Annotated in this window: 24 protein-coding genes and 1 pseudogene; 9 read left to right on the top strand and 16 right to left on the bottom strand. The window is 69.8% G+C overall.

Features of this window, described 5'->3' with window-relative positions; translation table 11 throughout:
- The first annotated feature begins 59 nt into the window (after nt 1-59).
- Complete coding sequence (locus B124_RS02665; protein WP_496500960.1) at nt 60-1,841, top strand: DEAD/DEAH box helicase; 1,782 nt, start codon at nt 60-62, stop codon at nt 1,839-1,841.
- A gap of 52 nt (nt 1,842-1,893) precedes the next feature.
- Here the strand turns inward: B124_RS02665 and B124_RS02660 are convergent, their stop codons facing one another.
- On the bottom strand, nt 1,894-2,334 hold the full coding sequence (locus tag B124_RS02660; RefSeq protein ID WP_496500959.1) for a winged helix-turn-helix transcriptional regulator: 441 nt from the start codon (nt 2,332-2,334) through the stop codon (nt 1,894-1,896).
- A 24-nt stretch (nt 2,335-2,358) separates the two neighbouring features.
- Between B124_RS02660 and B124_RS02655 the strand changes: the two genes are divergently transcribed.
- Nucleotides 2,359-2,799 carry a YybH family protein gene (locus B124_RS02655; protein WP_496500958.1) on the top strand — a complete coding sequence of 147 codons (441 nt, stop codon included), beginning with the start codon at nt 2,359-2,361 and terminating at the stop codon, nt 2,797-2,799.
- A gap of 57 nt (nt 2,800-2,856) precedes the next feature.
- The gene (locus B124_RS02650; RefSeq protein ID WP_496500957.1) at nt 2,857-3,504 is read left to right on the top strand and encodes a GyrI-like domain-containing protein; all 648 of its coding nucleotides are present in this window, start codon (nt 2,857-2,859) and stop codon (nt 3,502-3,504) included.
- Here the strand turns inward: B124_RS02650 and B124_RS02645 are convergent.
- Both B124_RS02645 and B124_RS02640 read right to left on the bottom strand, forming a co-directional pair.
- The gene (locus tag B124_RS02645) at nt 3,501-4,382 is read right to left on the bottom strand and encodes a DUF8692 domain-containing protein (RefSeq protein ID WP_496500956.1); all 882 of its coding nucleotides are present in this window, start codon (nt 4,380-4,382) and stop codon (nt 3,501-3,503) included. The two genes, B124_RS02650 and B124_RS02645, sit on opposite strands and share 4 nt — an antisense overlap.
- A gap of 227 nt (nt 4,383-4,609) precedes the next feature.
- Nucleotides 4,610-6,442, bottom strand: coding sequence for a WD40 repeat domain-containing protein (locus tag B124_RS02640; protein ID WP_496500955.1), 1,833 nt, complete (start codon nt 6,440-6,442; stop codon nt 4,610-4,612).
- A gap of 2,062 nt (nt 6,443-8,504) precedes the next feature.
- Between B124_RS02640 and B124_RS02635 the strand changes: the two genes are divergently transcribed.
- The 3 genes from B124_RS02635 to B124_RS02625 all read left to right on the top strand — a co-directional run bounded on the left by B124_RS02635 (nt 8,505) and on the right by B124_RS02625 (nt 10,507).
- Nucleotides 8,505-9,074 (top strand): COG4315 family predicted lipoprotein, encoded by a 570-nt coding sequence (locus B124_RS02635; RefSeq protein ID WP_496500954.1) that lies wholly within the window; start codon nt 8,505-8,507, stop codon nt 9,072-9,074.
- A gap of 27 nt (nt 9,075-9,101) precedes the next feature.
- The gene (locus tag B124_RS02630) at nt 9,102-9,686 is read left to right on the top strand and encodes a DUF6529 family protein (protein ID WP_496500953.1); all 585 of its coding nucleotides are present in this window, start codon (nt 9,102-9,104) and stop codon (nt 9,684-9,686) included.
- 146 nt (nt 9,687-9,832) lie between these two features.
- Entirely contained in the window at nt 9,833-10,507 is a 675-nt protein-coding gene (locus tag B124_RS02625) for a TetR/AcrR family transcriptional regulator (RefSeq protein WP_496500952.1), read from the top strand.
- A gap of 48 nt (nt 10,508-10,555) precedes the next feature.
- On the opposite strand, the gene B124_RS02620 is transcribed toward B124_RS02625, so the two are convergent.
- Both B124_RS02620 and B124_RS02615 read right to left on the bottom strand, forming a co-directional pair.
- Nucleotides 10,556-10,747, bottom strand: a complete 192-nt coding sequence (locus tag B124_RS02620; RefSeq protein ID WP_496500951.1) for a DUF397 domain-containing protein — start codon at nt 10,745-10,747, stop codon at nt 10,556-10,558.
- Entirely contained in the window at nt 10,744-11,328 is a 585-nt protein-coding gene (locus tag B124_RS02615; RefSeq protein WP_496500950.1) for a DUF5753 domain-containing protein, read from the bottom strand. Before B124_RS02615 ends, B124_RS02620 begins: the two co-directional genes overlap by 4 nt.
- Before the next feature lie 148 nt (nt 11,329-11,476).
- Here B124_RS02615 and B124_RS02610 point away from each other — a divergent pair, with 148 nt between their 5' ends.
- Nucleotides 11,477-11,920, top strand: a complete 444-nt coding sequence (locus tag B124_RS02610; RefSeq protein WP_496500949.1) for an ATP-binding protein — start codon at nt 11,477-11,479, stop codon at nt 11,918-11,920.
- An 18-nt stretch (nt 11,921-11,938) separates the two neighbouring features.
- Here B124_RS02610 and B124_RS02605 read toward each other — a convergent pair whose 3' ends face one another.
- A complete protein-coding gene (locus tag B124_RS02605) occupies nt 11,939-12,562 on the bottom strand; it encodes a hypothetical protein (protein ID WP_496500948.1) in 624 nt (207 codons plus the stop codon).
- Between the two features lie 157 nt (nt 12,563-12,719).
- On the opposite strand from B124_RS02605, the gene B124_RS02600 reads away from it, so the two are divergent.
- The gene (locus B124_RS02600; protein ID WP_496500947.1) at nt 12,720-13,193 is read left to right on the top strand and encodes a phospholipase; all 474 of its coding nucleotides are present in this window, start codon (nt 12,720-12,722) and stop codon (nt 13,191-13,193) included.
- Nucleotides 13,194-13,557: 364 nt separating this feature from the next.
- Here the strand turns inward: B124_RS02600 and B124_RS02595 are convergent, their stop codons facing one another.
- The 5 genes and pseudogenes from B124_RS02595 to hppD form a co-directional block, all read right to left on the bottom strand.
- The gene (locus B124_RS02595) at nt 13,558-14,970 is read right to left on the bottom strand and encodes an FAD-binding oxidoreductase (protein WP_496500946.1); all 1,413 of its coding nucleotides are present in this window, start codon (nt 14,968-14,970) and stop codon (nt 13,558-13,560) included.
- Between the two features lie 39 nt (nt 14,971-15,009).
- Entirely contained in the window at nt 15,010-15,543 is a 534-nt protein-coding gene (locus B124_RS02590; RefSeq protein WP_496500945.1) for an SGNH hydrolase domain-containing protein, read from the bottom strand.
- Nucleotides 15,540-16,754, bottom strand: a complete 1,215-nt coding sequence (locus tag B124_RS02585) for an RNA-guided endonuclease InsQ/TnpB family protein (protein WP_496500944.1) — start codon at nt 16,752-16,754, stop codon at nt 15,540-15,542. Before B124_RS02585 ends, B124_RS02590 begins: the two co-directional genes overlap by 4 nt.
- A gap of 33 nt (nt 16,755-16,787) precedes the next feature.
- Nucleotides 16,788-17,168 (bottom strand): annotated as a pseudogene (locus tag B124_RS02580) (acyltransferase family protein); the annotation flags it as partial.
- A gap of 82 nt (nt 17,169-17,250) precedes the next feature.
- On the bottom strand, nt 17,251-18,396 hold the full coding sequence (gene hppD, locus B124_RS02575) for a 4-hydroxyphenylpyruvate dioxygenase (RefSeq protein WP_496500943.1): 1,146 nt from the start codon (nt 18,394-18,396) through the stop codon (nt 17,251-17,253).
- 125 nt (nt 18,397-18,521) lie between these two features.
- Here hppD and B124_RS02570 point away from each other — a divergent pair, with 125 nt between their 5' ends.
- A complete protein-coding gene (locus tag B124_RS02570; RefSeq protein ID WP_496500942.1) occupies nt 18,522-19,028 on the top strand; it encodes an Lrp/AsnC family transcriptional regulator in 507 nt (168 codons plus the stop codon).
- Nucleotides 19,029-19,363: 335 nt separating this feature from the next.
- On the opposite strand, the gene cas2e is transcribed toward B124_RS02570, so the two are convergent.
- Genes cas2e through cas7e form a run of 5 tightly spaced genes read right to left on the bottom strand, consistent with a single transcriptional unit; the run spans nt 19,364 to nt 23,382 of the window.
- Entirely contained in the window at nt 19,364-19,729 is a 366-nt protein-coding gene (gene cas2e, locus B124_RS02565; RefSeq protein ID WP_496500941.1) for a type I-E CRISPR-associated endoribonuclease Cas2e, read from the bottom strand.
- Nucleotides 19,726-20,682, bottom strand: coding sequence for a type I-E CRISPR-associated endonuclease Cas1e (gene cas1e, locus B124_RS02560; protein ID WP_496500940.1), 957 nt, complete (start codon nt 20,680-20,682; stop codon nt 19,726-19,728). Before cas1e ends, cas2e begins: the two co-directional genes overlap by 4 nt.
- Nucleotides 20,679-21,458: a type I-E CRISPR-associated protein Cas6/Cse3/CasE gene (gene cas6e / locus B124_RS02555; protein ID WP_496500939.1), complete on the bottom strand. Its 780-nt coding sequence runs from the start codon at nt 21,456-21,458 to the stop codon at nt 20,679-20,681. Before cas6e ends, cas1e begins: the two co-directional genes overlap by 4 nt.
- Nucleotides 21,458-22,189, bottom strand: a complete 732-nt coding sequence (cas5e, locus tag B124_RS02550) for a type I-E CRISPR-associated protein Cas5/CasD (protein ID WP_496500938.1) — start codon at nt 22,187-22,189, stop codon at nt 21,458-21,460. Before cas5e ends, cas6e begins: the two co-directional genes overlap by 1 nt.
- Nucleotides 22,186-23,382 (bottom strand): type I-E CRISPR-associated protein Cas7/Cse4/CasC, encoded by a 1,197-nt coding sequence (cas7e, locus tag B124_RS02545; protein WP_496500937.1) that lies wholly within the window; start codon nt 23,380-23,382, stop codon nt 22,186-22,188. The genes cas5e and cas7e overlap by 4 nt, the downstream gene beginning before the upstream one ends.
- Nucleotides 23,383-23,387 lie beyond the last annotated feature (5 nt).

Below are 23,387 nucleotides of genomic sequence, written 5' to 3'. Positions count from 1 at the left end.
CCCGGCGCCCGGCCGACCGCCCGACCGGCCAACCGACCGCGAACGACCCCCCGGAGACCGTGAGTACCACCTCTCATCACCTCTCACCGGCCTTCCCCGGCCGCGCCCCCTGGGGCACCGCCGGCAAGCTGCGCGCCTGGCAGGAAGCGGCCATGAACCGCTATCTCCAGGCCCAGCCCCGCGACTTCCTCGCCGTCGCCACCCCCGGCGCCGGCAAGACGACCTTCGCGCTCACCCTCGCCTCCTGGCTGCTGCACCACCACGTCGTGCAGCAGATCACCGTCGTCGCGCCCACCGAGCACCTCAAGACCCAGTGGGCCGAAGCCGCCGCCCGCATCGGCATCCGCCTCGACCCCGAGTACAGCGCAGGACCGGTCGGCAGGAGTTACCAGGGCGTCGCCGTCACCTACGCCGGCGTCGGCGTCCGGCCCATGCTGCACCGCAACCGCTGCGAGCAGCGCAAGACGCTCGTCATCCTCGACGAGATCCACCACGCCGGCGACTCCCGCTCCTGGGGCGAGGCATGCCTGGAGGCGTTCGAGCCCGCCACCCGGCGGCTCGCGCTCACCGGCACCCCGTTCCGCTCCGACACCAACCCCATCCCCTTCGTCGTCTACGAAGAGGGCCGGGACGGCATCCGCCGCTCCTCCGCCGACTACACCTACGGCTACGGCAACGCCCTCGGCGACGGCGTCGTCCGCCCCGTCATCTTCCTCTCCTACAGCGGCAACATGCGCTGGCGCACCAAGGCCGGCGACGAGGTCGCCGCCCGCCTCGGCGAGCCGATGACCAAGGACGCCACCGCCCAGGCGTGGCGCACCGCCCTCGACCCCCGCGGCGACTGGATGCCCAACGTCCTCAGCGCCGCCGACCGCCGCCTCACGGAGATCCGCCGCGGCATCCCCGACGCCGGCGGCCTCGTCATCGCCGCCGACCAGGACTCCGCCCGCGCCTACGCCAAGCTCCTCAGGGAGATCACCGGCCACCGCGCCACCGTCGTCCTCTCCGACGACACCGGCTCATCGAAGCGCATCGACGAGTTCTCCGGCTCCGAGGACCGGTGGATGGTCGCGGTGCGGATGGTGTCGGAGGGCGTGGACGTGCCGCGGCTGGCGGTCGGGGTGTACGCGACGACGATCTCGACGCCGCTGTTCTTCGCGCAGGCGGTGGGCCGGTTCGTACGGTCGCGAAGGCGCGGCGAGACGGCGTCGGTGTTCCTGCCGACGATCCCCGCGCTGCTCGGCTTCGCGCACGAGATGGAGGTCGAGCGCGACCACGTCCTCGACAAGCCGAAGCCCGACGGCGAGGAGGACCCGTACGCCGAGAGCGAGAAGGAACTCGCGGAGGCCGAGAAGCAGCAGGATGAGGAGACCGGCGACCAGGACGAACTGCCCTTCGAGGCGCTGGAGTCGGACGCGGTCTTCGACCGGGTCGTCTACGAGGGCGCCGAGTTCGGCATGCAGGCCCACCCGGGCAGCGAGGAGGAGCAGGACTACCTCGGCATCCCCGGGCTGCTGGAGCCGGACCAGGTGCAGATGCTGCTGCAGAAGCGGCAGGCGCGGCAGATCGCGCACAGCAGGAAGAAGCCGGCGGAGGACGCGGACCTGCTGGAACTGCCCGCCGACCGGCGCCCTGTGGTCACCCACCGGGAGCTGATGGAGCTGCGCAAGGAGCTGAACTCCCTGGTCGGCGCGTACGTCCACCAGAGCGGCAAGCCGCACGGGGTGATCCACACGGAACTGCGCCGCGTCTGCGGCGGCCCGCCGAGCGCGGAGGCGACGCCGGGGCAGATCCGGCAGCGGATAGCCAAGGTGCGGGAGTGGGCGACCCGGATGAAGTGAGCAGGGGGCGGACGGCGGCGCCCGGGGTTCGCGCGCGTACCGTACGGACCCGCTAGGCGTCCGGCACGGGCGGGGCGTGGAGCCGGGACAGCGCAGCCCCGGTGCGGTACAGCTCCACGAGCAGCGGGCGCAGTTCCTCCCCGGCGGGGGTGAGGGTGTAGCGCGTACGGACCGGAAAGCCCGTCAGCCGCTCCTGCGTGAGCAGCCCGCGGTCGCGCAGCGCGGACAGCCGCTCGGCGAGCACCTTGGGGCTGATCTCGGGCAGCCCTTCGCGCAGCGCGCCGAACGACCGCGGGCCGTGCATCAGTTCCCGCAGCACCAGCGTCGTCCACCGCCCGGCGACTGCGGCCAGCGCGACCTCCACCGGGCAGCCAGGATCGGGCCGGGCGGTGCGCCCGGCGACGGTCGGGACCAGCTCCTCGTCCCACGCCTCGCGCTCTTCTTCTCCGCCGCGTTCTCCGCCGCGCGGGTGGGTTTCCGTTTGGTGAGCCACGCGGCGCTCGGCTTGGCTGGCTCCATGACCGGCAACCCGCACCCCAGTCACCCGCACTCCAGCCACCCGCACCTCCTTCGTCCGCACGAGGCCGGGCAGCTCCCGCACGCCTTCGCCGCCGCGTTCAACTCCGGCAGCCCCGACACCCTCTCCACGGTCTACGCCGACGACGCCGTCTTCATTCCCCGCCCCGGCACGTGCCTGTCGGGCGAACGGCTCGTCGCCGCCAACACCGAGTTCCAGTCGCTGGGCGTGCCCATCCGCGTCCAGCCGCGGCACCTGTACGTCAACGGCACCGGAGACACCGCCCTGCTCATCGTCGACTGGGTCATCGACGGCCCGGGGCCGGACGGCGCGCACGTCCACGTCGAGGGCACCGCCACCGACGTCGCGCGCCGGGGCACGGACGGGGTCTGGCGCTACGTGATCGACAACCCCTTCGGCACGGCGGCGGACGCGGCCTGACACCCGGCTGTCGGTCACTCCGGCGGTCTGTCACACCGGCGGTCTACGCTGACCCGGATGCCTCCACCGGACAGCAAGTACGACGTCAAACGCGCGCTCAGGCAGTTGTACGCGCCGACGAACACCGACTGGGCGCTCGTCGACGTACCGGCGCAGCGCTTCCTCGCCGTGGACGGCCGGGGCGATCCCAACACCAGCGCCGACTACACCCACGCGGTCGAGGCGCTGTACGCGGTCGCGTACACGGTCAAGTTCGGCAGCAAGCGCACCCTGGGCCGCGACTTCGTCGTCGGTCCGCTCGAAGGGCTGTGGTGGTCGGACCGCCCAGAGGTGTTCGTCACGCGGGAGAAGGCCGCCTGGCAGTGGCGCATGCTCATCAGCCTGCCCGACTGGATCACCGACGAGTCGGTGGCGGAGGCCATCCGGGCCGTGCTGGAGAAGAAGGGCCGCGCCGCCCTCCCCGCGCTGGAGCGCCTGCGTACCGAGACCCTGCACGAGGGCACCAGCGCCCAGCTCCTGCACGTCGGCCCGTACGACGACGAAGGGCCGGCGCTGGCCAGGCTCCACGACGAGTACCTGGCCGCGAACGGCCTCCGGATGACCGGGCACCACCACGAGGTCTACCTCAGCGACCCCCGCCGCGCCCGGCCGGAGAGGCTGAAGACGGTGCTCAGACAGCCGGTGGCGCGGAAGAGCGTCGCCTAGTCGTCGCGCAGCAGGATGGTGGCCCGGCCCGTGACCGGGTCGCGCTCCAGGAGGACGTACCGGCCGAGGACCGCGAGGGCGACGACGCAGGCGCCCATCTCCAGGCCCTCCTCCACGATGGTGCCGAGCATGAGCGTGAGGCTGTGGTCGTTCTTGTGCGCCCAGCCGTTGAACGCCTCGACGATCAGCGCACCCCCCAGGTACACCCCCAGCGCACCCAGCAGCCCCCACCGCAGATCCCGCGGCAGCCGCCGCGCCCACAGCACGGCGACCACGACACCCGCCCCGGCGAGGAGCGCCCCCGGCAGCACCCAGGCGTGCGACGGCAGCGCGACCCCGGCGGTCTCCTTCCACGACTTGCCGACCTCGCCGAGGCGTTCGTGGAACGAGACGGTCTCGTCGAGGCTGAGCGTCGCGGTGGCCGCGGCGAACCCGAGCCACGACAGCCGCGAGGGGCGGCTGCCGCGCGCGGTGAGCAGCGCGGCCACGAGGGCGACGCCGGCGACGGCGAGGAGGAGGGTGCTGTTCCACCAGGTGGCGAGGTTGGCTTCGAGGTCGACGTTGAGCGTCCGGCGGACGCTGGGAATGTCCACGTAGGCGTTGATGCCGCGCGATATCAGGTCGGCGGCGAGCACGGCGACGGTGATGCCCCCGGCACCCCACAGCATCCACCGCGCGCCGCCGGGCGCGGGCTGCGCACTGGACGCGGGCTCGCGCTTGGGCTCGGGTACGGGCCTGGGCGCAGGCACGGCGGCTGCGGCGGCGGCTTCGGAGCCCCCGCCGCCCGGTTCAGCGCCAGCCTCGGTCGTGGACGCGGATCGGGCGGCTTCGCCCCCGGTGCCGTCCGCGTCCGGCTGGTGGGTCTCAAGATTGGTCATAGTCGCGGAGATTAACGGCACGCACCGGGAGTGAACTGCCCGGGGTGCCCTTGTATGAAACGGTTCTCACGTCTCCTTCATCCATGAGTGGAACTCACCCCCGGCGGCGGAAAATCAGCCGACGAACGCCAAAGCCCACTTCATCAGCACGTCACGGCCCCGCCGCCCCCCGCGGGGGCACCGCCGTCGAGCGGAGGGGGGCGGCAGTGTGGCTCAGCCGCTGTGGCTCAGCCGTGCTTGGTGTCCCTGCTGCCGGCGCGCTGCCGCAGGACGGCGCGTGCTTCCTCTGCGTCGCCGTCACCGCCACGGGCGCGCAGGACGTCCGAGAGCCGGACCGCCATCTTGACCAGGGTCCTGCGGTTGTCCTTCTGGCCGGGGTCGCGTTCGCCGGCGATGCGGTACGCCGTCCGCGCGGCGGCCACGGCGTCGTCCAGTTCGCCCAGGTCGTGGAGCACCGAGGCGAGTTCGAAGGAGGCGTGCAGGGCGTTGTCCGTCTCGGCGGTCTCGCCGGTCTCGACGGCCCTGCGCAGCGCCTCGGCGGCACCGCGCTGGTCCTGCGCGTACCTCTGCAGGAAGGCGGCCTTGTCCCGGTACGCCCGGCCGACGGCGACGGGGTCTTCCTCCAGTTCGACCAGCTTGTCGTACAGGAGGGGGACGTCGTGGGGGCGGTGCGAAGACTTGATCAGTTTGCGCAGCTCGTCGGTCGTCGGAGCCCCGTCCCCCAGAGGCCCGACGGGCGGCCCGGCCCGGAAGATCCGGACCCCGCCCCCGTACCCGTGGTGCCCGGTGATCACGCTGGCGGCGAGCATGCTGCCGTCAGGCGACCAGGCCAGGGTGCGGAGATACCGGCCGCCCGTACGGCAACGCATGAGCAGCGCACCGTCAGACACCCGCCGGAGGTCGATCAGCCTGCTTTCGAGATCGCGCGCAGGACTGGGACCGCAGGCCGCGAGGTACTCCCCGTCCGGCCGGACAACCGCTGGCCCGTCGACCTCCTTGAGGTGGTCCAGGACCTGCCCGGTCTCCGGATCCAGGACGTGGACGTCGCTCCCCTGGCGGACGAACATCCGGGTTTCGTCACCGGTGAACGAGACGTCCTTGCCGAACCCCTGCCCCGGCAGCGGCAGCCGCCGCGACGCACCGGACGCGGTCAGCACCTCGACCCGGCCGTCGCCGGCGTCGGCCCGGTAGCGGCCGGTGCGCGAGCGGGCTTCCCGCGGCTGCGGGGGGACGTCCACCTCCGTGCCGGTGTCGACGTCGTAGGCGCGGGTCGGAGCTTCGTCGTCCGACTCCCCGCCGCCTTCGATGATCCGCCCGGTGATCTGGTGGGTGCCGGGAACCCACTGGATGTCCTGGCCCCACATGGGGCGCTCGTCGAGGCGGGCCTGCTCGCTCCAGTCGTCGGTGCGGAGCACCACCAGCTCGCAGTTCTGGCTGGTCATCGCGAGGTACGCGCCGTCGTCGGAGAACGCCAGGTCGCTGGGCGTGCCGGCGTCGGTCTCGCCGCCCTCGAACACGTCGAGCGTCACCGCGGGTGCACGCAGGTCGAGCACCGTGGGTGCGTCGTCCAGCGGGAGCTGGTCGGAATCCAGCGGGTAGAAGGTGGTGCCCCAGCTGTCACCCGGGCTCAGCGGCTCCAGGCAGCGGCGGTCCCTGACTTCCACGTCGTAGTCGGCCTGGACGAGAAGGTCCTCGTCGAGCCAGGTGCCGTCGTTTCGGTAGTAGTAGAAGTCGTGGAGAGACTCCCAGTTCTTCTTGGCCACGGGGCGGTTGCGAACGGCGACCTGCTGGATCCGCCGGACGTACCGGTGACTGTGGGCGGCCACCCAATCGGGATCGCAGATCTCGTCGGTGGTGACCATCTGGAGCGGGAGAAACGAAGCCAACTGCCAGTCCCGGGCGGCCTCCCACAGCGTGCAGGTGAAGAAACCCGGATCGTGCGGGAGCTGGGCGTGGCTCCGGTCACCGGTGTCGTAGTACACGACGAAGACGCGGAACCGTGCACGTAAAGCCTCGGGGTCGACGTCGAGGACGCGGATGCCGTACAGGTCGGTGGACAAGTGGCCCTCCGGGGCAGGGGATTTCGGAGGGCCACATGGTGACAGACGCCCCCACCCTCCCTCCGTACCCCCGTCCCCGGGCCCCTGGCTCCTACCCTTCGGACCCGCGCCCCGGGCCCCCTGACCCCTGCTCCCCTGACCCCGGCCCGGGCCCCCTACCCCTGCTCCCCGGACCGCGCCCCGGGCCCCCCTACTTCCTGCTCCCCCGGACCGCGCCCCGGGCCCCCTACCCCTGCTCCCCTGACCTCGGCCCGGGCCCCTTGGGCCCCTGGCTCCTGGGTCCCTGATCCCCGGGCCCCTGGCCCGGGTCCCGCGCTTTTCTGCCCCGGGCCCCGCGCCCAGGCCCCGGCACCCCGCCGCACCGGGTGCCCCGGCCCCCGGTGCCCCGCGCCCGGGCGTCCTCCGCTCCTGCGCCCGGACCCCGGCGTCCTCCGCTCCTGCGCCCGGACCCCGGCGTCCTCCGCCCCCCCCGGCACCCCGCTCCCCGCGTCCTCTGCCCCTGTGCCCGGCCCCGCGCCCTCCGCTGCGCGCTCACTCCCGCCGCGCCGCGCTCCCCCGCACACCCGCCCAAGGGTAGGCCGCCCCTGTGACAGCACGAGGTTCGCCATCGGGCCGGCTTCGTCACGGAATGCGCGCTACCGATACGAACTCGTAGTAACCGAACCGCCAAACCCGGCCAAATCCCCCTCTGGAGCCGAGTTTTGCCTCGCTACGTGCACACGCGCCCTGCGCCCTGGAATTCGCGGCCAGAGGTGGCCTGTGTGTACGCGGCCGAGACGAACTCGCGGTAACCCGCTGCTAAACTGCCCCAAAAACGTCCTACTCGGGTGCGGTAGCTGGGTGTCCTGCTTCCTCATCGGCCTCGCCGGGTTATTTCAGCGGTCACAGTAAATCGACTCCGGGCCTTTGGGGTGCTCGGTGCAGTCCGTGATCGGTCGACCGTCTCGGGCGCCTTCAGGACCCTAGGCGAATACCTGCTCCGGGGATTCAGGAATCCCGGGAATGCTAAACGGCTTGCCATTGTTTTGCGAAGGTTTTCTTTCCAAACCCTTCGGAATCCGTGTAACTTGCCTCCAGAGACCACTCGCAGTCCATTGCTCCTGAGGAAACCCCGAGCGAAAGCTCGCCGGGACTTGCTGGGCCGCCGAGGTTGATCGGGGCTACGGCTCGGCGTTGTCCTCGGTGATCTAATTTGGCACGGCGCCGCGCAGCTCTCCAAATGCTACACAACTTGGAAAAGTGATGTTGAGTTCTGGGTCGGCCGGCGAAGCAGTCGGATCAGCTCTCGTGCGGCTCTCCCGGAGTCGGACACGCCGCCTCCGGCGCGCACCACACACCACAGAATTACCGAGGCCAACTCCACTGTCAGGCAAACGGCGCGACATCACCTGCGCGAGCTACTTCTCCCACCCACCGCAGCCGGGACGGGCGCGGCTGAGCGGAGAAAATCGGTAGAAACTCGCGGTAACACCCCGTACGAACAAGGGCAAATCAACCACGCGACTCGAAGTTTGCCCATCGACACGCAACGGAACGCGTCCCGCCCGACGCCATACCCCCGAAACCCGGCCCAGGCGGCGCACTCCGCCCGCCCGGCGACCTCCGGACCCGCGGTCCGCGTGCAGGCGGTCCGGCGACCGCTATGTCGACGTCTACTCCTCCAGCACCGGCCACGACGTCTGCCAGCCCGCCGGCACCAAGTGGGTCGAAGGAATCTGCGGCGACGCCGCGGACTACTGGCCCGCCGCGCTCCCCGGCACCCCGGCCGACTGCGCCGCCCTCTGCAAGCGCGCCACCATGGTCCACCCCAACGCCGCGGGACACGCCCACACCGCGGCCCTCGTCGAACGAGCCATCCGCTTCGCCCTCCTCGAAAGCTGGCAGCGCTGACGACCAGTCTCGGGTACGCGCCGGGCGTGCCCGGGGGCCGGGGCCAGGGGCCGCCATCTCGGTGAATCTCGGGCGGACCACGGAGGACCGTCGCCCGTAGAAAGCCCACGATCATGCAATATGCGGTCATTCGGCCCTTCGGACGTCGGGCCTCGCGAGTTGTGGAGCTGAGATGAGGCGTATCCGCCTGGCCGTCGCGGGCGCGGCCACGATTGTGATGATCACCGCCGCGAGTGGGTGTTCCGACAGCGACAGCGATTCCTCTGCCTCGACGGCGGCGACCGCGTCGGCCGAGGCATCGGCGAAGGCATCGAAGAAGGCGTCGAGCGTCGCGCAGTCGAGTGACAAGGCCACGGTGAAGACCAAGTCGGCCGGCGATCTCGGCACCATCCTGGTCGACGAAAAGGACCGCACCCTGTACCTCTTCGAGAAGGACGAGTCGACCACCTCGACCTGCGACGGGGAGTGCGCCAAAGCCTGGCCCCCGCTGCTGACCTCCGGGACGCCCAAGACCGACGGCGACGCGCAGTCCAGGCTCATCGACACGTCGAAGCGCTCCGACGGCAAGACGCAGGTCACGTACAACGGGCACCCGCTCTACCGCTACGAGGAAGACCTCAAGCCCGGCGACACCAACGGCCAGGGCCTCGACCAGTTCGGCGCCAAGTGGTTCGTACTCGACGCCGACGGCGACGAGGTGGAGGACGGCGGGTCGGACGAGTCGGGTGCGCCGGGCTACTAGTCACCGCCCGCCGCACGGGCGATCGACGTGACCTCGAAGACCGGCCCCCGGTCCCACCGCCGCCCCTCCCCGGCACGCGGCGTCTTCTTCGCCCTCGGCGCCGCGCTGCCGGTGGCCACGGCGGTGGTGATCTGGGTGGTCGCCGACCACCACACCCCCCAGTACACGACGGACCTCTTCGGCGAAGAAGGCGAAGCCGCCGTCACCCTCAAAGCCCGCCTGGGCACAGCACTCTTCGGCCTCGCCGTCATCCAGCTTCCGCTCGCCTTGTGGATGTACGGGCGCCGCCACGGCCGCACCGCCGCGCCCCGCCGCGTGCGCCTCACGCACCGCGCGGTGGGATGGGTGGCCTTCCTGCTCTCGGTGCCCATCGCCATCCACTGCATCCGCACCTACGGCGTGGAAACCACCGACACCCGCGTGTACCTGCACTCGATCACCGGCTGCGCGCTGTACGGGGCCTTTGTAGCCAAAGTCCTCGTCGTACGCAGCCGCCACCTGCCGGGCTGGCTGCTCCCCGCGGCGGGCGGCGCGCTGTTCGCGGCCATCGGGCTGCTGTGGTACTCGGGGGCACTGTGGGCCCTCAACGACTACAGCGTTCCCGGCCTGTAGCGACCGGTGTCAGAGTGGCGGCAGTCGTAGCTCTGAGGTGCCGCGTGGACCAGTTCACCGAGCGGCTGGTCGCCGACGAGTGCCCCACGGTCCGCCGCCAGAAGCATGGTTGAAGGAGCGAGTGCCCACTCCGTACGGTGGGCGGTATGGCCGAAGTCTCTCCCGCTCCCTCCAGGCGCCGTGCGGCGCCCATGGAACCCGACCAGCGCCGCGCGTTAATCGTGGCCGCGGCCCTTCCTCTCGTCATCGAGTACGGCGCCTCCGTGTCCATGGCGAAGATCGCGCGCGCCGCAGGCATCGGAGAGGACACGATCTTCCGGGCCTTCGCCGATAAACAGGCCCTGCTCGCGGCCTGCTTGACCGAGGCGGTCCGGCCCGACGGCACCGCCGTCCACCTCGAAGCGATCTCACTGGACCAGCCACTGGCGGCCCGGCTCACCGAGGCGGCCGAGGTGCTGCGCGGCTTCACGACGCGCATGATCGCCGTTTCCCACGCCCTCGCCTCGGCCCGGGGACCGGAACGCCCTGTACCTGCCATTCCCGGCGAGGACGGCCCGTCCCCGGATCAAAAAGCCGAAGACGGCCCGTCCCCGGATCAGATTGCCGCCCTCGATGCGCCCGGCGCGGCCCTGGCCGCCCTGTTCGGCCCCGAACAGGACTCCCTGCGGCTGTCCCCGAAACAGCTCGCGGACGCCTTCCAGATCATGCTCACGGTTGTCGGCCGCCCCGGCGCCCCGGATCCGCTGACCACCGAAGAACTGGTGGACCTTTTCCTCAACGGCGCGCTCGCGATCCCGGGAAGCCCCGGTGACCACAACTGAGACGAGCCGGGCAGCCCGCGGTGTCCGGTGTGGGGCGGCCGTTGGCCGTCAGAGCGTACGGGCGTACGCGACGAAGTCGGCCCAGGCGGCGGGGGTGAAGCCGAGTATGGGGCCCTCGGGGTCCTTCGAGTCGCGGACGTGGATGGTGTGGGGGGTGGGGGCTACTTCGATGCAGTCGCCGCCGTCCGGGCTGCTGTAGCTCGACTTGTACCAGGACAATCCCAGATCGGTGGTGCTCATAGCTCTCCTGCCACTTGCTCGATCAGGCGGATCGACTCCTCAGTGCTGAGGGCGAGCGCGCGCATTGAACCGTAACGGAGCCAGAACCTGCTGGTCTGCTCCCGGCCGGTCCGGGACATCACGCAGCCCTGCGACTCAACGTAGACGAACTGCTGTCCGTCGGCCGTCTCCAGCAGAACCAAGTGCCCGCTCATGCCAGCATGCACCGCGCGTGCCGCGGGCATGATCTGGATCTCGACGTTCCGCCGCTCTGCGCACTCCAGTAGGTGGCGGAGCTGCGCTCGCATCACCTCGCGGCCCCCCACCATGCGATGCAGTGTCGCCTCCTCGATGATGAAGGTGAACGTCACCAGGGGTTTCGTGCGGGTGAGCAGCGCCTGCCGTGCGAGGCGCGCCGTCAACCACTCGTCGATCGTCTCGTCATCAACGGGCGGATAGGTGCTGCTGAGTACGGTTCTCGCGTACTCCTCCGTCTGAAGCAACCCCGGGATCGTGAGCGGGTCGTACGAGAGCCGGACCACCGCTTCCTTCTCCAAGGCCGCCAGGTCGCGGAAGAACGGCGGCAACTGTGCAAGATCCACCTCCTCCTGCAACTCCCACAACACACCCCCCGCCCCCACGGCCTCCTCCGCCCTCCCGGCTCGTACAAAACAACCCCCCTCTCGTACGTCACGCGCCTGTCGATCGGCCGCCCTACACCCCCTTCTCCGCCCTCGCCAACGTGGCCCCATGCACGCACCAACCGCCGACCCCGCCCGCCCCGCCCTCTCCGCGCTCCTCAGCCCCACCCCCCGCGGCGCCCGCCGCGCCCGCCTCCTCGCCCTGCACCAGCTCGGCGAGTGGGACATCCCCGCCGACACCCCTACCGCCGAGGCCGTCGCCGTCGTCACCGCCGAGCTGGCCGCCAACGCGGCCGTGCACGGGCGGCTGCGAGGGCGGTACTTCAGGCTGCGGTTGCACCTGGGGGAGCAGGTGGTACGGATCGAGGTCTCCGACGCCCGCCCCGAACGCTCCGTGCCCACCGCAACCGCCATGCCCGCAGCGGCCGGTGACGCGGACAGCGGGCGCGGGCTGGTTCTCGTGGCGGCGTTCGCGGAGCGCTGGGGGTGCTGTCAGCCCCACGTCGCCGTCAAGACCGTCTGGGCCGAGGTCCGCCGCCACGGGACCGGCTGAGGGCGCCCGGGGCGGAAGTCAGCGGAACACGCGGGGTTCCCAGTCCGGTACGCCCAGGCGGCGGGCGATCTCCCTGACGGGCCGTATCCGCTCCGCGTTGAATTCTCCGTCGCCCCAGATGAAGAACTGGTTGGCGAAGGCGTCGGCAAGGCCGCGGAACGCCTCGGTTGCGGCGTCGCCGGTGGCCGGGGGGCCGGCCGGATCCGGGTGAACCGGGATCGTGCTCAGCGGGTTTCCGTTGCGGAGAGCGGTCTGGATGTCACGCAGGTCGCGGGCCACGGCCACCGACCACCCGGACCAGGAGGCACTCAGCCACGCGAGCATCCACTGCCGCCCCTCCGGGTCCTCGCCCTCGGACACCTTGCGCACCACGGCGTTGTCGGCATCCACGATTCCGGGTCGGAAGAACGACCAGTAGTCGTACCCGACCACGAGGGTGCGCCGAGGCTCGTCGACGGCGGCCCATCCCTCGATGAAGACCTCGTCGAGGAGGCCGTCCGGGCCGGTCCAGCCGTCGTGGAGTACGTGCTCAGGGCCGCTCCCGATGATATCCGGCACCGATTCCGAGCCGTACTTCGTGGACCGGTACTCCGTGTTGCCGTCGGCCTTGGTCCATATCACCTGCACACTTCCACCACTCATGGCCGGGGATTCTTCCACGCGCGTCCTGCGGACGGGTATTCCAGGGCTACGTCAGATTCCGTCAAGGTTTCGTCCCTGTTGCGCCCCTTAGGATCCCACTGTCCCTGCCCGAAGCGTGAGACCTCGGGCATAACACTTCACACGCGTGGGAGCGTTCATGAAGAAATGGCGCAAGGTGTTGGTCACGGCTGCCGCAGCGGGGGCGGCCCTGTCGGTGACCAGCCCGGCTGATGCGGCAGGACCGAGTAAGCCGGTGAAGCTCAAGGTACTGGCCGCCTACACCGACGACTCACTGGATGGGGCCACCCTTTGGACCTGGGCCAAGGGGGATTACTTGGCGGAGGGCGTCAACCCCTATAAGTTCGACTGGTCCACCGACTACTGCTCCAAGGCTCCCGACAAGCCGGGGGGGTTCAATTTCAAGGAGCCCTGTCATCGCCATGACTTCGGGTACCGAAACTACAAGAAGCTGAACGAGTTCACGGACAAGCGGAAGCTGCGCATCGACAAGGGATTCCTCCGGGATATGCGCCGCATATGCCAGCGCCAGCCGGGCTTCTACGACTTCCAGCGGGACGCGTGCCGCGAGACGGCCCAGACCTACTACGAGGCGGTGCGGGCCTTCGGGTGACTGTACCGCCCAGAGGCCGGCGTCGCCCCTGAGCGGCGTGGTTCCCGGCCGGTGGTTTCGGCTGTCGGCCAGGGAGGTTGCAGATTCCGGGTCGTGCGGCCGGTCGGGGTGTGATGGTTGGGGAGCCGGCCCTGAGCAGAGCAGGCGCGGGCTTCGTGATCACGGTGGCGTCCGAGCCAGATGTCACAAGGCGGCCCGTGCCTGCTGCTGCGCCCTCTCCCGTCCCTATCGTGCTGGTGGGACCGGGGCCGCTGGACTCGGTGGCGGCGCGTGGCCGCCTGCGCCGCGGCGCAGAAGTAGGACCGTGATACCCACCCGCGGCCATGGCGCAGGCCGATCCCGGTTCTCCGGCCGGGTGAGTGGGTCAGAACAGCTTGCCCGGGTTCATGATGCCCAGCGGGTCGAAGACCGCCTTGATCTCCCGCTGCAACTCCAGCCCCACCGGCCCCAGCTCCTTCGCCAGCCACTCCTTCTTCAGCAGCCCCACCCCGTGCTCCCCCGTGATCGTGCCGCCCAGCTCAAGGCCCAGCGCCATGATGGCGTCGAACGACTTACGCGCGCGTGCCGACTCGGACTCGTCGTGCGGATCGAAGCAGACGTTGGGGTGGGTGTTGCCGTCGCCCGCGTGGACGCAGGTGCCGATGGTCAGGTCGTACGTCGCGGCGATCTCGGCGACGCCGTCGAGGAAGGCGCCGAGGCGGCTGCGGGGGACGCAGACGTCGTCGATCATCGTGGTGCCGGTCATCGCCTCCAGCGCCGGGAGGGCCGCGCGGCGGGCGGCGAGGAGGAGTTCCGACTCCGCGGCGTCGGCGGCCGGGACGACCTCCGTGGCGCCCGCCGCCGTGCACAGGGCGCCCAGGGCCGCGAGGTCAACTGCCGGGTCGGGGGTGTCGAAGGCGGCGAGGAGGAGGGCTTCCGTGGTCTCCGGGAGGCCCATCTTCGTCAGGGCGTTGACCGCGCGTACCGTCGTACGGTCCATCAGCTCCAGCAGCGACGGTACGTGCCCGCCCGCCATGATCCGGCAGATCGCGTCGCACGCCGCCGTCGCCGACGGGAACTCCGCCGCCAGCGCCAACTGCGGCCCCGGCGCCGGTTTGAGCGCCAGCGTGGCGCCGACGACCGCGCCGAGGCTGCCCTCCGAGCCGACGAACAGCCGGGTCAGGTCGTAGCCCGCGACTCCCTTGGCGGTTCGGCGGCCGGTGGCCAGCAGGCGGCCGTCCGGGAGGACGACGTCGAGGCCGAGGACGTACTCGGCGGTGACGCCGTACTTCACGCAGCACAGCCCGCCCGAGCCCGTACCGATGTTCCCGCCGATCGTGCACGTCTCCCAGCTCGACGGGTCCGGCGGGTAGAACAGCCCCTCGGCGGCCACGGCGCGGGAGAGCGCGGCGTTGACGACGCCGGGTTCGACGACGGCGATCCGGTTGACCGGGTCGATCTCCACGATGCGGTCCATCTTCACGAACGACAGCACGATCGCCCCGTCGCCCGCGTTCGCCCCTCCCGACAGGCCCGTGCGGGCGCCCTGCGGGACGACGGGGACGCGCCGTTCCGTCGCCGTACGCATCACGTGCTGCACCTGCTCGACCGTCTGCGGCAGCACCACCGCCGCGGGCGTGCCGGAGGGGCAGAAGCCGGCCATGTCGCCCGCGTACGACGCGGTGACGTCCGGGTCCGTCAGGACCGCCGCCGCGGGCAGGCCCGTGCGGAGGGCGGTCAGCAGTGCCTCGTTCGCGGCCGGGTCCCTGGTTGCGTCGCTGGCTGCCTGAGCGCTCATGCTTTCAGCCTGCAACGACTCCGCCCCCGGCGAAACCCCTCACGTCACCCGGGGGAGCTGGCTGTCCAGCCAGTCCGTCAGCGTCTCCATGTACGAGGCCGTGATGTGCGCCCCGTTCCGGTACACGATCACGTTCCCGATCACCGCCGGGCAGGTGCCGTCCTTGCACATCACCGGCTTGGGGTCGATGAGCGCCACCTCGTCGAACTTCGCGTTCGCCCGCGTGCTGACCTGCTCGTACCCGTACCCGTCCGCCTCCGAGAACGCGCAGTCCTGCAGATCCCCGACCGCGCCGGAGACGCAGGAGGGGATGTCCTCGGGCGGGTACGGGTTGTCGGCGAGGGTGAGGACGGTGGCGCCGGTGCCGAGGAGGTCGTCTATGGTCTCCTCGTACCCCCTCTGGTGCGCCTTCGCGCTCTCCTTGCCGCCCAGCCGCTCGCCGTCCTCGACGACGGTCTTGACGTCCTGCGTGCCGGTGATGACGAGGTCCGGGCTCTCCTCCTCGATCCGCTGCAGGGCGTTGCCGCGCCACTCGTCGCACTCGGTGTACGTGCGCTGGAGCTGGCTGGTCAACGACCCCGGGGCTGAAGCCCGGGGCTTGCGGCTGGAGCACCGGGGGTGTCCGCCGCAATGGGCTGGTTGACGGCAACCCAGATGCGTTCGGCGCGGGCCGCGATGTTGCGTGCCGCGTTGTGGTCTGCGCGCGCAACGACACCGCATGACCGGCAGGCGAAAAGTTCCTGTGTGGGCCGGTTGGCCTTCTCCGTGTGCCCGCACCAGGAGCACTGCTGGCTGGTGTATGCGGGATTGACCCGGATGCATGGGACTCCCGCTCGCTCGGCCTTGTATCGCACGAAGGCGGCGAGCTGGGCAAAGGCCCAGGAGTGCAGCGCGACCCGTTGGGGCTTTCCGAGCCGTACCCGTTCGCGAATGCCGGTCAGATCTTCCAGACCGATTCCGCGCCCGGTGCGTTCAGCCTCGGTCACGATGCGCTTGGAGATGACATGGTTGACGTGCCTGGCGTGCCGCGCCTCCTGGCGGGCACGCTTCTTGAGCTTCCGCTTGGCGGACTTTGTCCCGCGCGCCTGCAACTCGGCGCGGATACGCACCTGGCGTCGCCGGTAGGCGTTCAGCTTCTGTCCGGCATGCTGCTCGCCTTCATCACTGGTGGTGGCGATGTTCACGATGCCGAAATCCACGCCGATCCAGCCGTTGGGCCGCGTAGTCCGGTCGGCGGCCGGGATCTCGCAGGTGGCGAACAAGTACCAGGCCCCGTCACGGCGGACGAGGTCGGTTTCACCCTTGCGGTGCACAGCGAGCTTCTTCAGCGCACCCGGCGAGCAGACGAACGGCACGTTCCGGATCCGGCCGCTGGTGGTCCAGACCGAGACGGTCTGCTGGTCGTACTGCCAGGACAAGCACCGGTCGTCAAAAGGCTGGGCGGCATCGGGACGGAAGCGGACCGGGGCGTTCGAGATGCGTCGGTACCGCTCGGAGTCCTTCTTTCCGTAATTCCCGGCCTTCAGGTTCGCCTTCCGGGCGGAGTAGGCATCGGCGACCTTTCGGATCACATGCAGTGCTGGCTGGGCCGACAGGCCGCGGGCTTTCAGCTCCGCGTAGGCAAATGGCTGTAATGCCTTGCGCGTGCGGTCCCGGTCGCCCTCGCGGCCCTGGGCGCGAATGGACAGCCAATTCGCCGCGTCGTTGACCGTGCGCAGGGTTGCCTCAAGTGCCGCGGCCACCGCGGGCGGCGGCGTGAGTTTGACCTGCACGACGACCTTCACCCGAATAACCTAACCGGCACCACTGACAATGCCCAGCGGCGGCATCCACTGCGCCGCCGCCAGGCACACCGCGAGCACCACGACCGCCGCCGCGGGCAGCAGCCGGCGCGCCCTGCGGCCGTAGAAGCGCGCCAGCGACACCCTGCCGTGCCGCTCCGCCTCGCGCAGCAGCAGGCCGGTGATGAGGAACCCGGAGACGACGAAGAAGACGTCCACGCCGACGTAGCCGCCGGGGAGCCGGCCGACGCCCGCGTGGTAGAGCAGGACCAGGCCGAGCGCCACCGCCCGGAGCCCCTCCACGTCGGGGCGGAACGCCGGGCGGCGCCGCTCGTCTCGCTCCTCCTCCTGCTGCTCCTCCGGCTGTTGCCGCTGTTGCTGCCGTGCAGGCTTCTGCTGCTCCCGCTCGATACGCATCACAATTGCGTATCATCCAGGTCGCGGAACGGCCAAGGCGGGGTGGGGAAACGGCAGGGATCAGGCGGGAGCCGGGTGCGGCTCAGAGGTTGCCGCGCTTGTCCTGCTCCCGCTCGATGGCCTCGAACAGGGCCTTGAAGTTGCCCTTGCCGAAGCCCATCGAGCCGTGCCGCTCGATGATTTCGAAGAACACCGTCGGCCGGTCCTGCACCGGCTTGGTGAAGATCTGCAGCAGGTAGCCGTCCTCGTCGCGGTCGGCGAGGATCTTCAACTCCCGCAGCTCGTCGATCGGTACGCGGGTGTCGCCCACCCACTCGCCGAGGGTGTCGTAGTACGAGTCCGGCACGCCGAGGAACGACACGCCGGCCGCGCGCATGGTCCGTACCGTGGCGACGATGTCGTTCGTGGCCAGCGCGATGTGCTGCACGCCGGGGGAGTTGTAGAACTCCAGGTACTCGTCGATCTGCGACTTCTTCTTGCCCGGCGCCGGCTCGTTGATCGGGAACTTGACCTTCAGGGTGCCGTCCGCGACGACCTTCGACATCAGCGCGGAGTACTCGGTGGCGATGTCGTCGCCCACGAACTCCTTCATGTTCGTGAAGCCCATGACCTTGTTGTAGAAGGCCACCCACTCGTCCATCCGGCCGAGTTCGACGTTGCCGACGCAGTGGTCGACGGCCTGGAACGTCCGCCGCGCCGGCGGCGCGACCAGCGGCTCGGCGGCCACGTAGCCCGGCAGGTACGGGCCGTCGTAGCCGGTGCGCTCGACGAGGGTGTGGCGGGTCTGGCCGTAGGTCGCGATGGCGGCGAGCACCACGGTGCCGTACTCGTCCTTCAGCTCGTACGGCTCCTGAAGGCCGGTGGCGCCCTGGGCGACCGCGTGCGCGTAGGCGGCGCGCGCGTCGGGGACGGTCAGGGCGAGGTCGGTCACGCCGTCGCCGTGCTCGGCGACGTGCGCGTCGAGGAACCGGCCGTGTGCGGTGGCGGGCTTGACGACGGAGGTGAAGACGAAACGGGCGGAGCCGTTCTCCAGCACGTAACCGGCCGTCTCGCGGCTGCCGTTCTCCGGTCCGGAGTACGCGACCAGCTTCATGCCGAACGCCGTGGAGTAGTAGTGGGCGGCCTGTTTGGCGTTGCCGACCGCGAACACCACGGCGTCCATCCCCTGCACCGGGAAGGGGTCGTCCTGCCGGGTCTGCGGAGCGGGCTGATCAATGGTCTCGGTCATGCTCAAAAGGGTCTCTCCGCTTGGCAAGCTGTGCAATAGTTGCGAAAATCGCTGAACAGATTGCCCGGTGAAACGCGGTGTTGGCCGGGCTATCTGTGCAAGCTGACCAACGAGGGGGGCGGGAAATGATCGATCAGCTCGACGGCCGGCTGCTGGAGCTGCTCGCGAACGAGCCGCGCATAGGCGTGCTGGAGGCCAGCCGCCGCCTCGGCGTCGCCCGCGGCACCACCCAGGCCCGCCTCGACCGCCTCCGCTCCGGCGGCGTCATCCGCGGCTTCGGCCCCGACGTCGACCCGGCGGCCCTGGGCTACCCGGTCACGGCGTTCGCCACCCTGGAGATCAAGCAGGGCCAGGGCCCGGACGTACGCACCCACCTCACGCGGGTGCCGGAGGTGCTGGAACTGCACACGATCACGGGCCACGGCGACATGCTGTGCCGGCTCGTGGCCCGCTCGAACGCGGACCTGCAGCGGGTGATCGACCTCGTCGTGGGCTTCGACGGCATCGTACGGGCGTCGACGGCGATCGTGATGGAAAACCCGGTACCACTGCGGATCGTCCCACTGGTACGCCAGGCGGCGGGACTGCCCGGCGAGCCGGGCGGCGGGCCTACGGACCGGCCGGGGCGGTGACCTTCGTGACGTACCTGCCGTCCGGTTGTCGACCGATTGGGGGCTATCCCCGCGTCTGCGGGGAGCACACACCCTCGGGCAGGCTCGCCTCGAACACCCAGGGACCATCCCCGCGTCCGCGGGGAGCACGGACGGGAGGCCGACGTGAGGACCCCCCAGGAGGGACCATCCCCGCGTTCGCGGGGAGCACATGGCGTGTGCGCGGGACAGCTCGCACACGGAGGGACCATCCCCGCGTTCGCGGGGAGCACCCTCAGTGACCTGGTCATACTCCTTCCCGGGGTGGGCTTCTGAGCAACTACCGCCGACTCGGACATACACCCCATAGCGGTCGACTAGCCGAACTTGCGCCGCTTCGCTGCCTTGCTCCAGCCCGCGGGGCGACGCGAACCGTTTCCGTTCGCCGAGCGGCCAGAGGCAAGGGGCTGACGCTTTGGGCGAAGCAGAAGCTGCAGACCTTCCACATCGACGGGCTCCCAATGGTGCTCATGAGTGCGAAAGGCGTAACCCTGTTCGTTATTGGCGCTGTGGGCAAGCAAGGCGCGGCCTTTACCGGAGTATGTGCAGACTTCCTGCCACAGTTCGTCGCGTACGCGGGCCGAAGGGCTGCCGACGAAGACGCCCGCGGAGATTTCCAGCAGCCATCGAGTGAGATACCCACGGAGACCGACGGGACAGTTGGTGAGGACGATGACGGTCACCACATGTCTCCGCGGGCCACGTCGTAGTTGACGCCGGATGCGACTTGGCTGTTGCGGTCGGTGCGTAGGCGCACGACATCGGCTAGGCCGGACTCGTCGTAGTCGGTTAGCTGGGGCGCCAGCAACTGCTTGATGTCATCGACGATTCGGTCCATGAGCCGCGCCTCGGAGATCCGGTCGCGCAGTGCTCTGCGCGTACGCGTACCGACCTCCTCCGCCGACTGGGCGGCAACGTCGAAGGCCACAGGAATGCCGATCTCACTCTTGTACAGGTCGGCGATGTCCAGGACGAAGGACAGCTCGTGTCCGGAGTGGACGAAGCCGAGCGACGGCGAGCAGCCGAGGGCCATGGTGACGGCGTGGGCGATGCCGTACATGGCCTGGGCGGCAGCGGTAACAGCCTGATTCACCGGATCGGCCGAGGCGAAGTCGCCGGGTGTGTACCGACGCCCTTCCCAGAGCAGATCGACGCGCGCTGCGTGCTGTCTGTAGCAGTCCTTCATCCGCCGGCCTTCCCGGCCGAGGAGTTCTCGCCGGGACAGCCCTTCCGGGTCCTCGTCCGGGAAACGCATCCGGTACATGGCGCGGGCGACGTCCAGACGGGTGCGGGCATTGGCCCACGCGGTGGCTTGGGCCTCGGCAAGTGCGGAGGAACGGGACAGAGCCCGGCCCGCCGCGTAGTAGCGCACGCTCTGCTCACCGACCCAGACCACCGCGGCACCGCATTCCCCAAGGACGCTCATGGCCTGATGCGTGATGCGAGTCCCCGGGCCGAGCAGCAAGGTTCCGATGCTCGCCGACGGAATATGCCTGATTCCCTCGGCGTCCTCCGCGGTGATGGCGTTGCTGTCCCGGTGAATGGTGCACCGTTCCAGGTAGAGGAACGAGACTCGGTCACCGATACGGTTCAACTGGCGGGCACTGGAGGGGCGTTTCGCTGGACCCTCAGTCATGTTTGCGTCACCGGTGCCAGGGTCATCAGACCGCAGCCGTACGCCTTCGCTCTGCCGATGCCCTGGGTCAGGACGCGGCGGAGGGCGTCCGGGTCGGTGACTTCGAGGCGGCCCTCGTAGGTAACGGCGACGACCTTGACGCGGTTCGTCTTCTTGCCCTTGCTGAAGTCAAGGTTCCGCTGCTCGCGGATGACGGCGTGGAATTCGTCGCCGTACTCGGTGGTGCGCCGCTCAACGGGCTTCTCCAGGATCTGGAAGCCGCCGGACTCCTGCCGTTTGAGCAGCCAGGTGAGCTGGTGCTCGCGGGTGAGATGTGCGGTGCGCTTGGTCGGCGGCTTGGCAGTGCGGTGAGGCTCGCCGGCCTCCTCCGCCCGCACCCTCGCTTCTTCCTCCGCCTTTGCGGTGATGACGGAGTGCACCGGGTTGGCGGTGAGCCGGAACTGCCAGATGGATCCTCTGACCAGCTTGTCGAGGAAGCGCTGATAGTCGTAACTCTGCCAGCCGGGCTTGTCCGGGGCAGCCAGTGCGGGCCAGCCGGCCTGTTCGACGAGGTGAGTGAGGTCGGGGCGATCCGGGCTGGAGACGTATAACTGCACGTTGGCGGTGGCGGTCTGGTCCAGGCGCCACAGGACACGCGGTGTGTGAGGAGCGGGCGCACCGCCGGGGAGAAGGTCTGGGAATGCGCTCAGCACCGCGGCGTGCAGACGCTGGGGCGAGGACAGCAGACGGCGGGAGCCGGGGCGCGCGATGTTGAAGCGGAAGCGGGTCAGGTACATTACACAGGCTCCAGGGCACCGACTGGGTCGTGCGCGGCGGTGTCGTGCGCGACAGCGTAGGGGTTGGGCACGGTCACGGTGTGCTCGGCGACCGCACGGAGGCCGTACCGGCGATGTCGGGGATCGAAGCTGAGCGGCTGGTCGCGGAGGGTGTCCGCACCGGCTTCGGGGATGTCCTGGGTCTCGATAAGCATCGTCAGCCGTGCCTCGGATTCGTTGCGGTGGCTGAGCTGGAACCACTTCGAGGCTTGCCAGGGAGCGGAGCCCAGGACCTCTTCAAGAGAGGTGTCCTCCTCCAGCCCTTCGTTCAGGTCGACACGCTCCGACGGTGGGCAGGAGCGTCGTCCCAGGTACGGGAGGAAGGCCGGGGACCGCAGTGCCGTCTGAAGCTCGGCCAGCAGCCCGTGCGGGCCTTCCACCGCGGCGAGGAACGCCGCGTCGGCGATGTAGAAACGCTCGGAGACCGGCTGCGCCTCGCCGGTGACCTGGTGGTGCGCGGTCTGGAAGTCCCGGATGCGCACGCCTGGCTGATCGACCCGGACACCGAACCGCAGCGCCCCAAGCCGGGCAAGCCCTGCCCGATCATCGCGGGCCAGGCCCAGTGCAGAGCCCAGCAGGCCGAGGACCCCGCTCTTGGTGGGGGCGTTTTCCGTGGTGCGTCGGGCGAAGCGGGCCGAGGACCCCCAGGCTTGCAGGGGCCCGGTCAGCTTCAGCAGGAGCACACTGCTCATGCGCCCTGCCCCACTTTCTGTGCCACGGCCTGGGAGACGACGTCCGTGAGTTCGCCTAGCTTCTGGACCTCGGTGCCGAGGGATGCCAGCTTTTGCGTGCTGTGACCGACGCGGAGTACCCAGGTTTGCGTGGAGTCGTCGCCGTACGCGCGCTCAATCTCCGGAACGAACTCCACGAGTCGCTCGGCGGCTCCCCTCAGGTATCCGCTGCTGGTGTCGGCAACCACGGGACGCTCGAAGGCACTGACGAAGCTGATGGGTCGGGTGGTGCGGAGAGCGACGACGACGGCGTCAGGGAGGGTGTGATTGCCGAAAGCGTTGATCTTGCCGGTCGGCAGCGAAGCAACGAAGCCTTCGACGAAGGCCGCGACTGCCTTCCTTGTCGGCTCGGCAACCGCCTGCCCCTCGTCCAGGCCGACGCCGAGAGTCTTGCTCAGCTGCTGCACGTTGACGGCCGCGTAGCGGTACAGCGTGGCGGAGTTGAAGTCGATACTGCCGATCATTCCGGCGCCGGACTCATCCGCCCCGCTCTCGTCGTCAACGGCCGTGTAATAGTCGGACTCGGTGGCCGCTTCGTGTACGGACAGCGCATGGGCAACCTGGCAGGCCGCGTCCACGTTCACGTCGGCGGCGTCGGCGACCATCCGGCCGAAGAGTGCAATGTCGATGGAGTGTCGACTGTCCGCGAGCTGCTTGGCCTTCTTCTTGCCGGCCGGGTCCTTGAGGAAGCCCTTGATGTCGTCCACCGATTCGACGGCCAGTCCGGCGAGGGCGTCGAGCTGCTGCGCACTGAGGAACATCAGGTAGGAGGATTCCGGCGCCGGCGCTTCCTCCCCGGCCTTCTTCGCCTTGTCCGCCTTCCGCTTCGGTGTCTCGATCTTCGAGCCGGTGCCGGTGTACAGCACCTCCGCAGCGAGCTCCAAGGCCTGCTTCGTGTCGATGGACGGGGCCCGAGCCGTGATCCGCCTTGCCAGGACTTCAGCAACCTTCTTTGTTCGTACGCCCAGTTCGGAGGGGTCCAGGAGGCCGTCAAAGTACTTCCGCGTGGCGCGCTTCCACGCCTGGCTGGATACCCGGGCGCGAGTCACGCCACCGTAGATCGCGGTCTTCGGGGCGCCCGTGTCGTCGCGGTTGATGTTGCTCGGCGGGATGTTCTGCAGGGCGTGGATGTCCAGATAGAGACGAGTGGTCACGAGGC

The sequence above is a fragment of the Streptomyces sp. CNP082 genome, assembly GCF_059570535.1.
Note: the sequence above shows the minus strand (reverse complement) of the source record. Positions and strands in the feature narration are given on the sequence as shown.

What these genes read in the sequence shown, in the direction of transcription:
- B124_RS02655 (WP_496500958.1), top strand. Translation starts at nt 2,359, where the DNA reads ATGACCGGCAACCCGCACCCCAGTCACCCGCACTCCAGCCACCCGCAC.
- B124_RS02650 (WP_496500957.1), top strand. Translation starts at nt 2,857, where the DNA reads ATGCCTCCACCGGACAGCAAGTACGACGTCAAACGCGCGCTCAGGCAG.
- B124_RS02645 (WP_496500956.1), bottom strand. Translation starts at nt 4,382, where the DNA reads ATGACCAATCTTGAGACCCACCAGCCGGACGCGGACGGCACCGGGGGC.
- B124_RS02635 (WP_496500954.1), top strand. Translation starts at nt 8,505, where the DNA reads ATGAGGCGTATCCGCCTGGCCGTCGCGGGCGCGGCCACGATTGTGATG.
- B124_RS02625 (WP_496500952.1), top strand. Translation starts at nt 9,833, where the DNA reads ATGGCCGAAGTCTCTCCCGCTCCCTCCAGGCGCCGTGCGGCGCCCATG.
- B124_RS02620 (WP_496500951.1), bottom strand. Translation starts at nt 10,747, where the DNA reads ATGAGCACCACCGATCTGGGATTGTCCTGGTACAAGTCGAGCTACAGC.
- B124_RS02610 (WP_496500949.1), top strand. Translation starts at nt 11,477, where the DNA reads ATGCACGCACCAACCGCCGACCCCGCCCGCCCCGCCCTCTCCGCGCTC.
- B124_RS02605 (WP_496500948.1), bottom strand. Translation starts at nt 12,562, where the DNA reads ATGAGTGGTGGAAGTGTGCAGGTGATATGGACCAAGGCCGACGGCAAC.
- B124_RS02600 (WP_496500947.1), top strand. Translation starts at nt 12,720, where the DNA reads ATGAAGAAATGGCGCAAGGTGTTGGTCACGGCTGCCGCAGCGGGGGCG.
- B124_RS02595 (WP_496500946.1), bottom strand. Translation starts at nt 14,970, where the DNA reads ATGAGCGCTCAGGCAGCCAGCGACGCAACCAGGGACCCGGCCGCGAAC.
- hppD (WP_496500943.1), bottom strand. Translation starts at nt 18,396, where the DNA reads ATGACCGAGACCATTGATCAGCCCGCTCCGCAGACCCGGCAGGACGAC.
- B124_RS02570 (WP_496500942.1), top strand. Translation starts at nt 18,522, where the DNA reads ATGATCGATCAGCTCGACGGCCGGCTGCTGGAGCTGCTCGCGAACGAG.
- cas1e (WP_496500940.1), bottom strand. Translation starts at nt 20,682, where the DNA reads ATGACTGAGGGTCCAGCGAAACGCCCCTCCAGTGCCCGCCAGTTGAAC.
- cas6e (WP_496500939.1), bottom strand. Translation starts at nt 21,458, where the DNA reads ATGTACCTGACCCGCTTCCGCTTCAACATCGCGCGCCCCGGCTCCCGC.
- cas5e (WP_496500938.1), bottom strand. Translation starts at nt 22,189, where the DNA reads ATGAGCAGTGTGCTCCTGCTGAAGCTGACCGGGCCCCTGCAAGCCTGG.